The sequence below is a fragment of the Sedimentibacter sp. genome (assembly GCF_033447055.1).
GTDB lineage: Bacteria > Bacillota > Clostridia > Tissierellales > Sedimentibacteraceae > Sedimentibacter.
The window spans coordinates 1-14,025 of sequence record NZ_JAWQJF010000076.1; the positions used below are offsets into that span (position 1 = coordinate 1).

10 protein-coding genes and 1 pseudogene are annotated in these 14,025 nt (G+C 32.2%); 1 reads left to right on the forward strand and 10 read right to left on the reverse strand.

The genetic code is table 11. The features are described 5' to 3' along the window. Positions 1–944, forward strand: a 944-nt coding sequence (locus SA378_RS05040; protein ID WP_318524894.1) for a cation-translocating P-type ATPase, incomplete at its 5' end; no start/stop codon positions are given. A gap of 111 nt (positions 945–1,055) precedes the next feature. Here the strand turns inward: SA378_RS05040 and SA378_RS05045 are convergent. From SA378_RS05045 to rsmI, 10 genes and pseudogenes are all read right to left on the reverse strand, one after another. Continuing rightward, a pseudogene (locus SA378_RS05045) lies at positions 1,056–2,245 on the reverse strand (glycine C-acetyltransferase). A 13-nt stretch (positions 2,246–2,258) separates the two neighbouring features. Next, positions 2,259–3,293 (reverse strand): L-threonine 3-dehydrogenase, encoded by a 1,035-nt coding sequence (gene tdh / locus SA378_RS05050; protein ID WP_318524903.1) that lies wholly within the window; start codon positions 3,291–3,293, stop codon positions 2,259–2,261. Between the two features lie 191 nt (positions 3,294–3,484). Then, on the reverse strand, positions 3,485–4,174 hold the full coding sequence (locus tag SA378_RS05055) for a metallophosphoesterase (protein WP_318524895.1): 690 nt from the start codon (positions 4,172–4,174) through the stop codon (positions 3,485–3,487). An 8-nt stretch (positions 4,175–4,182) separates the two neighbouring features. Then, entirely contained in the window at positions 4,183–6,882 is a 2,700-nt protein-coding gene (locus SA378_RS05060; protein ID WP_318524896.1) for an ATP-binding protein, read from the reverse strand. Position 6,883: 1 nt separating this feature from the next. After that, the gene (locus SA378_RS05065; RefSeq protein WP_318524897.1) at positions 6,884–7,975 is read right to left on the reverse strand and encodes a metallophosphoesterase family protein; all 1,092 of its coding nucleotides are present in this window, start codon (positions 7,973–7,975) and stop codon (positions 6,884–6,886) included. Positions 7,976–8,167: 192 nt separating this feature from the next. Next, complete coding sequence (gene truA, locus SA378_RS05070; RefSeq protein WP_318524898.1) at positions 8,168–8,905, reverse strand: tRNA pseudouridine(38-40) synthase TruA; 738 nt, start codon at positions 8,903–8,905, stop codon at positions 8,168–8,170. Positions 8,906–9,097: 192 nt separating this feature from the next. After that, complete coding sequence (locus tag SA378_RS05075; RefSeq protein ID WP_318524899.1) at positions 9,098–10,891, reverse strand: phosphoenolpyruvate carboxykinase (GTP); 1,794 nt, start codon at positions 10,889–10,891, stop codon at positions 9,098–9,100. Positions 10,892–11,160: 269 nt separating this feature from the next. After that, complete coding sequence (locus tag SA378_RS05080) at positions 11,161–12,543, reverse strand: Na+/H+ antiporter NhaC family protein (RefSeq protein WP_318524900.1); 1,383 nt, start codon at positions 12,541–12,543, stop codon at positions 11,161–11,163. A 22-nt stretch (positions 12,544–12,565) separates the two neighbouring features. Beyond that, complete coding sequence (locus SA378_RS05085; RefSeq protein ID WP_318524901.1) at positions 12,566–13,240, reverse strand: DUF554 domain-containing protein; 675 nt, start codon at positions 13,238–13,240, stop codon at positions 12,566–12,568. 11 nt (positions 13,241–13,251) lie between these two features. Further along, a partial coding sequence (gene rsmI, locus SA378_RS05090) for a 16S rRNA (cytidine(1402)-2'-O)-methyltransferase (protein WP_318524902.1) occupies positions 13,252–14,025 on the reverse strand: 774 nt, incomplete at its 5' end.

A 14,025-nucleotide genomic window follows, 5' to 3' on the forward strand; every position in this document is an offset into this window, starting at 1 on the left:
ATCGTCTGACTGATGATCAGGTAAAAAAACTTATGCCAAACTTGCGTGCAGTTGCAAGAGCACTTCCATCAGATAAAAGCAGGCTAATAAAGTTATCTCAGGAAATGAACCTTGTTGCAGGAATGACAGGTGACGGTATAAATGATGCTCCTGCCTTAAAAATAGCAGATGTTGGTTTTTCCATGGGAAGCGGAACTGAAGTAGCAAAAGAAGCAAGTGACATTGTAATTCTTGACGATAATTTTTCATCCATAAGTAAATCCATACTTTATGGACGAACAATATTTAAAAGCATAAGGAAATTCATAATTTTCCAGCTTTCAATAAATATGTGTGCAATGGCTGTTACTTTATTAGGTCAATTTATAGGCATAGAAACACCTATAACTGTAACGCAGATGCTGTGGATTAATATGGTTATGGATACTTTGGCAGGACTCGCATTTGCTGGAGAAGCTCCTTTACCTGAATATATGGAAGAAATGCCTAAGGAAAAAGGAGAGAAAATAATTAACGGATATATGAAAAATCAAATTTTTGCAACAGGCATATATACAACCGCTTTGTGTGTGCTGTTTTTAAAACTTCCAAACATAAATAATCTATTTCGTTTTTCTCCAAGCAATGATTATTTAATGACAGGTTTCTTTGCTTTGTTTATGCTGTGTGCCATATTTAATAGTCTTAATGCAAGAACTCAAAGGCTTAACCTTTTATCTAACTTACTTAAGAATAAGGCGTTTGTAGCTATAATGGGACTGGTATGCATCATACAAATATTGCTTTTGTACTATGGTGGAAGTGTATTCAGAACATGCGATTTAACATTAAACGAACTATTTACGGTAATATCATTATCATTTACTGTAATACCTTTTGATATAATGCGCAAATCATTTCTGCGCCTTCGTCACACAAAAGAAGAAGTGGCAAAATTTTTATAACTTGAATAAATAAAAAAGATGAGATTTTTCAGTCTGTCTTGATAGTGACAAAGTGAAAAATCTTATCTTTTAATATTTTAGCAACAAATTCAATTAATGTTTTGCAAGAAATTATATTCCCAGTTCTTCTTTTACTTCTTTAAAAGCGTTTAAAGCAAAATCCAAATCTTCCTTTGAATGAGCCGCTGATATTTGAGTTCTTATCCTTGCTTTTCCTTTTGGTACTACAGGATAATAAAAACCTACTGCATAAACTCCCTTTTCAAGAAGTTTTTCTGCCATTTTCTGAGATAAAACAGCATCACCCAGCATAATTGGAACTATAGGATGTTCACTTTCTATTATCGGCAACCCTATTTTTTTGATTTCCTGTCTGAAATATTTTGTATTTTCTTCGAGCTTATCTCTGTATTTTGTGCTTTCCATAAGCATTTCGAGAACTTTAAGGGATGCTCCTGCTATGGCAGGCGCCAATGTATTTGAAAACAAATATGGTCTTGAACGCTGTCTCAATAAATCTATTATTTCTTTTCTTCCGCTTGTATAACCACCGCTTGCTCCACCAAGAGCTTTGCCCAATGTACCTGTTATTATATCAACCCGTCCTACAACGTCTCTGTATTCCGGGGTTCCTCTCCCTGTTTTACCTACAAAGCCAACTGCATGGCTATCATCAACCACAACAAGAGCGTTGTACTTATCTGCCAAATCGCATATTCCTTTAAGATTTGCTATTATCCCATCCATTGAAAACACACCATCAGTTACAATTACTTTAATTTTAGTTCCGTCTTCTTCAGCCTGAATTAACTGCTCTTCCAATGAATTCATATCGTTGTTTTATATCTGTATTTTTTAGCTTTTGCAAGTCTTACGCCATCAATAATACTGGCATGATTTAATTCATCACTGATAATAGCATCATTTTCTGTTGTGATTGTCTCAAACAATCCTCCGTTTGCATCAAAACAAGATGAATATAAAATAGTATCCTCTGTTTGCAGAAATTCACTTAATTTTGCTTCCAGCTTTTTATGAATTTCCTGAGTACCGCATATAAATCTCACAGATGAAAGTCCGTAGCCCCATGAATTGTATGTACTTTTAGCTGCTTCAATAACTTCCTTATTGTCTGCTAAACCTAAATAATTGTTAGCGCACATATTCAGCACTCCATCGGCTTTTGTTGTGCTTATTCTGCTGCTTTGTGCTGTAGTAATTATTCTTTCATCCTTCCAAAGTCCGCTTTCTTTTATATCTTTTAAAATATCAGCATAATATTGTTTGTTTACCTCGAACATTCAATCATCCCCTTTATCTTTTCGTTGTCCAATCTAATACAACTTTACCAGACTTTCCGCTTATCATGGCTTCAAAACCTTTTTCATATTCTGTATAATGATATCTATGTGTAATAATAGGTGAAATGTCAAGGCCAGACTTTAACATTGACTGCATTTTATACCAGGTTTCAAACATTTCTCTTCCATAAATGCCTTTAATATGAAGTCCGTTGAAAACCACCTTATTCCAATCAACAGTTGTGTTCGGTTCTTGAATGCCTAGCATCGCAATTTTCCCTCCATGAGACATATGATTAATCATTTCATTTAGAGCTTTACCATTGCCTGACATTTCCATTCCTACGTCAAATCCTTCCTTCATGCCTAATTCTGTCATTATGTCGTCCAGACTTTCTTCTCTTGTATTTACAGTTCTGAAGTTACCTAATTTTTTAGCAAGTTCCAGTCTTGTGTCATTAACATCTGTAATAACTACAAATCTTGCTCCTGCATGCTTTGCTATTGCTGCTGCCATTATTCCTATTGGTCCAGCTCCTGTTATAAGCACATCTTCCCCCAGCACTTCAAACGACAGCGCAGTGTGAGCAGCATTTCCAAAAGGATCAAATATACTGTATATTTCTTCTGGTATTGACTTGTCACAAAGCCATATGTTTGTTGCCGGAAGTGTTACATATTCAGAAAATATTCCTGTGCGATTCACTCCCACACCCTTAGTATCCTTACAAAGATGTCTTCTTCCCGCTAAACAGTTTCTGCATTTTCCACATACAATATGTCCTTCGCCTGAAACTAAATCGCCCACGTGTAAATCTTTAACACCTTTTCCGATTTCCACAATTTCTCCAACAAATTCGTGTCCTATTGTCATAGGAACAGGGATTGTATCTTGAGCCCATTTGTTCCAATCATATATGTGAACATCCGTTCCGCAAATAGCAGTTTTATGAATTTTAACAAGTACCTCCCCTTCTTCAGGAACAGGCACATCCACTTGCTCCAGCCATAATCCCGGTTCTCTGAATTTCTTTACAAGTGCATCCATTTTAGCCATACCGCTCACCATCCTCATATTTTAATAAAACGTTTTTCATAATAAATGATACTCTATATATGTATTCATGTCAATAGTAAAATATGATTTTTGTTTACATATCATGAACAAATAAATTTACATATTATTTTTTATTTCACTTAATAAAAAACAGATATCATAATTATAATATCTGTTTCTGGCTATTTTATTCGTTTTATATTAAAGTCCATGTAATCGCTTGAAACACAGTGAACTACAACATTGTCTATTGTTCCTTCCTTCACATTCTTATGACCTTCTTCTCCGTGAAGATGCCCGTAAATACATATTTCCGCTTCATATTTCTTCAATATGGAAAAAAACTCATTTGGCAGGCCATCACTGTCAAATGGTGGGTAGTGAAGCATAACTATTATAGGTTTCTTGCTTTTTTTTGCTGAGTCAAGAGATATTTTAAGCCTGTTCATTTCTCTTAAAAAAATTTTTTTATTTGATTCATCTCCCGAATGTTCTTCCATGGTATCCCAGCCTCTGGTTCCGCATATAACAGTTCCACCATATTCGTAGCTGTTATTTTTTAAAAACTTTATTGTTTTCAAATTTAAATTATTCAGTTTATTTGATGTAGCCCACCAATAATCGTGATTGCCCTTCCCTATTATTTTAGTCCCAGGCAATTCTTCAATTCTCAGCAAATCACCCATTGCATCCTCAAGGTTTGAAGCCCATGAAATGTCACCGGGAATTAATACCAAGTCATCTTCCTCAACTCTAGTTTTCCAATTTTCAATTATTTTTTCTTCATGGTTTATCCAATTATCACCGAATACATTCATAGGCTTTTCTTTTTTAAAGTCAAAATGCAAATCAGCTATAGCTAATATTCTCATAATAATCCTTATAGTTTTATATAGTTAAATTTAACATTCATTTGCTTTGCTAATTCCGCTTCTCTTTCCTGACAAGTTAACAATATTACTTGTCTCCTTTCGCTTTCTCTTGCAAGCATTTCGATTGATTTTTTAAGTCTTTTAGAATCATATTGAACAAAACTGTCATCAAAAATCAACGGAATATTTTGACTACCGCTTAAAATATTGCTTAACCCAAGCCTAAGAGACAAATAAAGTTGATCCAATGTTCCTCCGCTTAAACTTTCCAGCTCAATTTTTCTGTCTTTATTATCCTCTGACAAGACTGTAATATTCATATCTGAATCTATTACAACTCCATTATATTTTCCACCTGTCAAATAAGCGAAATTATCGCTTATTGATTTTTTTAAAAGAGGCATAAAATCCCCTTTTATGGAATCAGATATTTTTGTTATTCTTTCTGCTGCAATTTCTGCAACTTTAATTTTTCTTTTGAATGTATTTATTTTATATTCATAAAAATCAATCTCTTCTTCTATTTCCGCCAAACTTCTAGTATTTCTTTCTATTTCTTCTATCTCTTTATGAATGTTATCAATGCCTTTCTTTAATTCAGCTTTTTTATCATTTAATTCAAAAATATTCAGCTGGTATTTTTGTTCATCAAGTTCCTTAACATCATATAGCATCACATTTTTTGTTTTATTTTTCAATTCATCATAATTATCATTTCCTATTATGGTATTTAAAATTTTTTCGCAATAATCCCTTCTAACTTTAAGCTCTTTATATTCTTCACATTGCGTAACATTCTTTTTAAAGCTTTCCAAATCATCCATATAATTGGCTCCCAATATCATTTTCAACCTTTTGTCCTCAAATGATATCTCTTTATCTGCCCTTGAAAGATTTTGTTTAAGCTGTTCAATACTGTCTTTAATTTGTAAAATATTTTCTTTTACATAGTTTTTCCTGTTGTATGCATCATTTGCTGCTTTGATGTTTTCACCAGTCATTTCCGCAAATTTTAATATATTAAGTGTGTTCGAAAGCTTTTTTAATAATTCTGCATTTTCTGCTTCAATTTCTTTCAATATTTCTTCATCGTAGTTTAAAAGTCTTAATTTTTCTTCAACAACGTTGTTCTCAGTGCTTTTCTTTTGAAAAATATCAGTCATATCCTGAAAATTGTCACATCCTGCTTGTTTTACAATCTCTTCTTTTTCATTTTCCAACTGATTCATAGAAATTGTATAATCTGCATACTCGCACTCCATGCTTTCAACTTCTTTTTTTGCACTTTTTGATTTATTACTTTGTTTTGATGCAAAAATAAAACAGATTATTGCAGGAATTAAGGCTCCTGCTCCATAATAATATTCCATGATATTTAAAGTATATCCTAAATAGAATGAACATGCTGCGGCACATACAAAAGCAATTACGAAAATCGAAGTAAAAAAACTTTTAATATTTTGGTTTCTACCAAATTTCTTCATTAAATCATAACTTTTTTCATCAAGTAAAATCTTTGTAATATCAATTTTTTTGTTTATTTCCTCAACTTCATTATAATCAGCAATGAATTTATTAATTTCTTCAATATCGATGCTTTTTATGGCGTCATGTCCCAAAAGTATTTTAGATTTCATATCATTGATTTTTATATTATTTTCTTTATAATTTCTGTAATCCTCATTCAATTTGTCAATGTCAAACTGTTCGTCAATATAATTAGATATGTCTGACTGAAGTTTTTCAAGCTCTGCTTCTAGGCCTTCCTTTTCCTGCATCAAAATTTGCCTTTGATTTTTCATTGAAGACAAAATGCTTTCTATACTTACTGCTTCTTTATAGTCTTCTTGAGAATACTTAGTAATTTCTTCTTCATTAAAACTTAACAGCTTTTCATTTATTTCATCTAACTCTTTTTTTATTGGTTCTGCTTTTGAAAATTTATTTTTTTCAATTGATAGCTGATAATCTGATAATTGACTTTTAAGCTCTCCAATACGAATATCAAGTTCCTGAATTTTACTTCCAAGCTTCTTTTTTTCCATAGCTAAAAACATAACTTGTCTGCCTGAATTTACAGCATTTTCTCTTGCGCCCTTAAGTTCAGATACACGAATAAAATATTGACCTAACAATGTTTTATCGTTACTTTCACTTCCTGCTTCTTCTCTAATGTTGTAAAGACGAGCTAAAATTCTTTCCATTGAAATAGATTCATCTCTTGTTTTGCTTAAATTTATAATTTTATTTTTAAGCTCATATGCCATTTCTTTTTCAGTTTTATTTCCAAGCTGTCTAACACTAACTGTATTGCAAAATGATAATTTATTAATATTAAAGAAAAACTCCCCCGGATTTGAAATGTTTTCCTCTATCAGTTCAGGTTCGCTTGTGTCACTTGAATCTTTTTTAAACACCTGTATTGTTTTAAGCAAAAAATCTTTTGAAACATGATACTTATCTCCAAAATTGTTGTTTATATCTAAGGAACCCTTGTACAAGCTGTTGTTCCAAGGTTTATATTTATTGAATTTAGCTGTTCCCTCTTCATCTTCATCAAATCCATACAATAGAGCTTCCAAGAAATTATGAACAGTTGATTTCCCGGCTTCATTTTCGCCATAAATTATATTAAATTTGTTGCCTAAATAAATTCTTTTATATGCAAATTTGCCAAATGCTCTTAAGTGCAGTTTGTTTATGTACATGCTATTTTACCACCTTTTCTTTTCTGAGAACTTCAAGTCCTAACTTAAACGCTTGTTGCTCCAGTTTGTCCTGATGATTTTCAAATTGAAATTTATAGCTTTCAATAATGTTGAATTCATAGCCATCATAGTTTTTATCTTCTGTATTTTTATAAGAATAATTTTCTTCAAATTCTATGTAGTAAAAAAATTGCTTTGCTTCATTTTCTATTTCTTCCATTGATATATCAGTATTAACTATACCTGTTAAATTGATTTTCACGTAATCTTTAATATTTGAAAATGTGTCTCCCGAAAACTTAATCAAATCAAGTATTTTATTGAAACTATACGTCGCTTCTAAATTAATATTGCGCGTTATGAATTTTCTCTTTGCTATAGGCTGCAAAGAATATTCTACATTTCGTTTTTCCAATGTTCCTTTTATAATTCCGTGTTCGTCTTTTTCATCAAAACTGAGGGGTTCAGGTGTACCACAATAAGCCATATTATTTCTGATTTGTTCAAAATTATGATTTCCGCCCAATGCACAATAATCAAACTTATTTTTAATTAAATCAACATTAACAGGCATCTTGTCACAATCTTGTTCTAGACAGCAATTTAAAATAAGCACATTTAATTTGCTTTCATCCACTGATATGTCATATATTAACTGTGATTTCTCATTGCCGGAAGATTTGTCCCAACTCAAAGAATACAAGCATAAATTATCCTCCGAAAAATAAATTTTTTCAACAGAGTCAGTGCTTTTTACAAGCAATACATTGTCAGGCCACTGTATATATTCATACAAGCTGTTAATATTGTAAGGATCGCTGCTTCCGCATGCCATTACAACTTTTGTTTCCTTGATTAAATTAAATTTTTGCGAAATTTTATTAAGACTATTAAAATTTATATATTCACCTTCTGTCAAATCTCCGGCTATAAATAAATACTCAATTTTTTCATTTCTTGCAATTTTAATTATTTCATCAAAAGCATCCCAAATTTCCTGCCTTCTTTTTTCACGTTCTTTTAAACTGAAATGTTCTATGTCAAATTTTTTGCCTAAATGTATATCTGAAGTATGTATAAATTTAAGTTTCATTGACTGCTCCCTTTTCTTGCTGAAGTTCCGGCAACCGATAAAAACCACACGACGCCCTTATTTTTATTAATTATTACGTGCTGTGCTTTAATTTTAATATGATATATTTAATAAGTAAAGAAATATTTAGAAGAAATAAAAAGAAAAAGACTTGTGCACTACACAAATCCTAACAATAATAGTTCATTGCTTTTAATACTCTACATCTTTTAAAAACAATGCTTTTGCCGGAATCATAGGTCCTGCATCAGCTCTTTTTTTTGCATTTAATATATTCTCAACATCATTTTTATTTAATTTCCCTTTTCCCGCCTCAATTAATGTACCCAGTATTATTCTTACCATATTCCACAAAAACCCGTTACCGTTTACTTCAATTTCAATAATACCGTCATTTTCTTCTATGTTAATATAATTGATTGTTCTTACTGTTGATTTCGTTTTTGATTTTAAAGTAGTAAAACTTTGAAAATCATGAGTTCCAATTAAAACCTCAGAACATTGTCTCATTTTTTCCAAATCTAGTTTACCGCTTATGTTATGAATATATTTTCTGTCAAAAACATTTTTTACCTGGTTGTTATTTATTCTGTACATATATGTTTTTGACAATATATTATATCTTGAATGAAATCTTTCGCTTGAATCTTTTATGGATTTTATTGCTATATCATCTGTTAAATTGTCATACAAATATTTAAACATATCTTCAGTTCTTGCATTTGAATTCGTATGAAAATTAGCCGTATAATTTAATGCATGAACACCTGTATCTGTTCTCCCGCATCCAATCAGTTGAATTTCTTCACCGGTCATTAAACTTAATAAACTTTCAAGCTTCCCTTGAACAGTATTAATTTCTTCTGTTTGTTTTTGCCATCCTTTATATCTAGTACCATCGTACTGAATAATTATTTTTATATTTCTCATAAAATAATATATTTAACAATTATTAAAATTGTTTCCCCTTCATATTCGATTTTTATATTAATTATACATTATATTATTAAAATTACAAGGGGAGTATTTTTAAACTGCTTCCTGTAAAGGGCTTCCGTAATTTCTCGAATATTTTTATAAATCAAAAAACGAAAAGGAACGAAGTGCTCGTTCCTTTTTGTTTTAAGCAACTATTGCAACTAGAGCATTTTTTAAATTGCTCTTTAAAATTGCTAATTCTTCTTTTAATTCTTCTGGCATTGTATCCCCAATTTTAGCATAAAATTCTTCTATGTTTTTTTCATCTTCAAGCCATGAGTTCTTATCAATTTTAAGCAAATTATCTATTGTGGCTTTTGAAATGTTAAGTCCTTCAATATTGATATCTTCAACTTTTGGAATATTTCCTATCGGTGATTCTACAAAATCAACTTTATTTTCACACCTTTTTATAATCCATTCTAAAACTCTGAAATTATCTCCAAAGCCTGGCCATAAAAATTTGCCTTCTTTATTTGTACGGAACCAGTTTACGTGAAATATTTTTGGTGGATTGCTCATTTTTGTACCCATTTCCAACCAATGTGCAAAATAATCTCCCATGTTATATCCGCAAAACGGAAGCATAGCCATAGGGTCTCTTCTCACTAGCCCAACTTTCCCTGCAGCTGCAGCTGTAGTTTCTGAAGCAAGTGTTGAACCCACAAATACCCCATGTTGCCAATTTCTTGACTGATATACCAATGGAGCTGTTTTTGCACGTCTTCCTCCAAATATTATTGCTGATAATGGTACTCCTTCTGGAGATTCCCACTGAGATGAAATGCATGGACAGTTTTTTGCAGGAGCTGTAAATCTTGAATTAGGATGGGCTCCTTTTTCTTTAGACAACTTGCCATTCCAAGGATTTCCTTGCCAGTCAAGTCCGTTTTCCGGAGGATTATCATTCATTTTTTCCCACCAAACTGTATCATCATCCAAGTTGTATGCAACATTTGTAAAGATTGTATTTTTCATAGTAGACATTAACGCGTTATAATTTGATTTTTCATTTGTTCCAGGTGCAACTCCAAAAAAACCTGCTTCAGGATTTATTGCCCACAGCCTTCCATCTTCTTTAATTCGAAGCCATGCAATATCATCGCCTACAGTCCATACTTTGTATCCTTTTTTCTTATATAATTCAGGTGGTATTAACATTGCAAGGTTTGTTTTACCACATGCTGACGGAAATGCTGCTGCTACATATTTAACTTCACCCTTTGGATTTTCAATTCCAAGAATTAGCATATGTTCTGCCATCCATCCCTCTTTCCATGCCTGATAGGATGCTATTCTAAGAGCAAAACATTTCTTTCCTAAAAGTACGTTCCCACCATAGGCAGAATTGCACGACCATATTGTATTATCCTCCGGGAAATGGAATATATATCTTTTTTCAATATCTAAGTTGCATTTGCCATGCACACCTCTTACAAAATCATTAGAATCACCAAGGGCATCCAATACTTTTTGTCCTGTTCTTGTCATAATATGCATGCTTAAAACAACATAGATTGAATCTGTTATTTCAAATCCAATTTTAGAAAATGGCGAACCAATAGGACCCATTGAGTATGGAATAATGTACATTGTCCTTCCACTCATGGAATTGTTAAAAATTTCTTTCCCCAGCTTATACGCTTCTTCTGGACTTTTCCAGTTGTTAGTAGGACCTGCATGCTCTTTGTTTAATGAACAAATGAATGTTTTATCCTCCATTCGAGCTACATCATCATTTTTAGAGCGGTGATAAACGCATCCTGGATATTTTTCTGTATTTAACGCTCTCAGTTCTCCTGTACTGCATCCTTCTTCACGTATTTTATTCATTTGTTCTTCACTGCCGTCAATCCACAGCACATTGGCAGGCTTCGTCATCTTTACTACATCATCTATCCAATTTAAAACATATGAATTAAAAGTTATTTTATGCATATATACACACTCCTGAAGTTAATTAATTATTTATATACGTTGCATTTTATAGTCGTTTTTTGACATATGTGCTACAATATATATTCCCTATCTGTATTATATTGCGAGTTATTATTACATGCAACACACAAAAATTATTTCTTTTTAATTAAGCTTTTTGTTGTTTTTACCTTAATTAAATAAGAATTTAACAATTATTTTTCATAAAAAAAGAAAAGCTGTTCAAGCTAGTTATTAAACCAAGCTCAGCTTCTCTAATGATAAAATTCTTACTCTATAAAATAATCAGTAGTTTTTTCTTTTGTATTTTTATATAAAATATATGCTGTTGCAATTGTCACAATAGGACATACAAAGCAGAGTACTGCGTACGGCGCATATTGACTTGCTGTAATTCCTAATATTGGTTTTATTAAAAATGAATTAATATTCCAAGGCATAAGAGGAGCTATTATTACCCCTGTATCAGCGATAGTTCTCACAAGAACAGTATTATCAAGGCCTAATTCCTTGTATTTATCCTGAAGGATTTTCCCGGGCAGTATTATTCCTGCTGTTTGATCGCATGTTGCAACAGTTAACAGAATACTTATCAACCCTGTACGTCTGACTAAATTTATTTTGGTATTAATTCCGAATACAAGCTTATCCATTATTGGCATTAAAATATTGCCTTTTTCAAAAATTTTAACTAATGATATGGCACTGATTACTATTAATATTGCTTCAACCATAGAAATCATCCCACCGCTCACAAGAAGATCATTAAGTTCAGCTGAAGGAGTGCTGCCGTGATAACCAAGAAAAATCGACCTTACTATGCCCCCAAAAGACATATTTTGAAAAACCATGCTGAGTATTGCCCCTACAACTATTCCAATCGATAAAGTTAAAACAGATTTCAAACCCGAAACAGAAAGCATAAGAACAATTATAGGCAATACCAAAAGTATCGGTGAAGTATTAAAACCTTCAGCAATTGCACTTTTGTACAACAAAAGTTTACTGTAATCTCCGGTTGTATATTTTAAACCTATTATATAATAAATTATTGCAGTTATTATTATTGTTGGAATCAATGTAACCAGTGCGCTTTTAAATACTTGCTTGTAATTTCTGTCAACTGTTGTCATCTCTAGATTAACAAGTCCAGACAGCGGGGAAATTTTATCAGCTATAAATGCACCTGATACAAGAACACCCACCATTATATTATTTGGAATTCCAAGTCCCAATCCAATCCCACTAAGAGATATACCGACTGTGCTTAAAGTTCCAATAGCAGTTCCCATAAACATAGAAACGACACACATTATTAAAAAAGCAGCGAGCAAAAAATTTACACCTTCCATATAAGTAAACCCAAAATACATAATGGTGGGAACAACTCCTGAAGCAAGCCATATAGAAGTTGTTGCTCCAATAAACAATATAACAACTACTAAATTTTTCACCTCATAAACAGCATGCACAATTGTCATCAGCAATTCTTTTATGCTATATCCACTTTTATACAATATTACAATTGTAAATATTATTCCAACCAAAAAACCAAAGTACAATGGAATTGAAAATACAATGGATCCAATAATAAACAATAAACAAATTATCATGATTATTATAGGATTTAGAATTAATTCTTTCTTTTTCAACTTTACACCTCTAAAAAATATGTTAAAAGAACATATAATACAGTATTGGCAAGAAAATTGCCGGTAGCATATTTCCAACCCTTATACGTTTTATTTCAAGAAAATTAAGTCCGATTGCCATAATCAAAGTACCTCCGATAGCTGTCATTTCATTAACTACAACATCGCTTAGTAGGGACTGCAAAAATTGAGCCATTACGGTTATGGTTCCTTGATAAATAAAAACACTGATGCTTGAAAACATAACACCTATTCCCATGGAAACAGCCATAGATGCAGAAATAATTCCGTCAAGCAATGCCTTAGAAAATAGAATTTCGTGGTTGCCTGTAAGTCCGCTTTGTATTGAGCCTACTATTGCCATTGATCCAACACAAAAAACAAGGGTGCATGATATAAATCCGGCAGCTACATTGCTTTCCTTGTTCTTAAGCTTACTTTCTATTGTTACACCCAAATTGTCCAACTTTCCTTCAATATCTATCAGTTCTCCTATTAACGTTCCAATTAATATAGAAATAATCAAAAGCGTAAGATTGTCTCCAACTAAGGTCAGCTTTATTCCTATTGCCAATACAGCTAAGCCGGATGCTTTTAGAAGTGAATCCGAAAGCTTTGGGGGTATTATATTTTTGAAGAAGTATCCGATTAACCCTCCAAATACAATTGCCAATGAATTTACTATAGTGCCTAACATAAATGTCTCCCTTAATAATTTTCAATAAATTTCTTCACTTCTAATGAAGCTTTGTACACTTCATTTTTTGTTGCAATACCATCCTCTACCACTTCATTAACAGCTTCCTTTAAAGAATAATGCTTTTGAACTAATTTGTCAAACAAAATTGCATACAAGCTTACGCTTGTATTGTTAGTTTGTGGCTCTTCATAATCATTGTTGTAGCCAACGACCACATATTCCCCTCTTTCAACATCCTCATGATTTTTCAACTGTTCCAGCACATCATCAACACTTCCATAAAATGAATTTTCATGGAGCTTGGTAAGTTCCTTTAAAACACATATTGTTGAATTTGGCATAGCATCCTTAATGCTCTCTATTAACTTTACAATACGCTTTGGTGACTCATAAAGTACAAAAGTTTTTATTGGATTGTGGAGCACTTTTTTCAAAGATATATCCAGTTCGCTTTTCTTCCTGGGTAAAAAACCATAAAAAGCAAACTCAAATGTATCTATTCCTGCGGCTGAAAGTGCTATTGTAACAGCTGAAGCCCCTGCTAAACCAAGCACTTCTATTCCAACTTCCCTTGCTTTTTTAACGAGTTCATATCCCGGATCTGATATGCAAGGTGTTCCTGCATCTGTTACTAAAGAAACAGTTTTTTCACCATTTAGAATTTCATTTACAATTTCTTCACTTCTACTCTTTTCATTAAATTTATGATATGAAACAAGTTTAGTTTTTATGTCAAAATAATTTAAAAGATTTTGTGTATTCCTGGTATCCTCAGCTAAAAT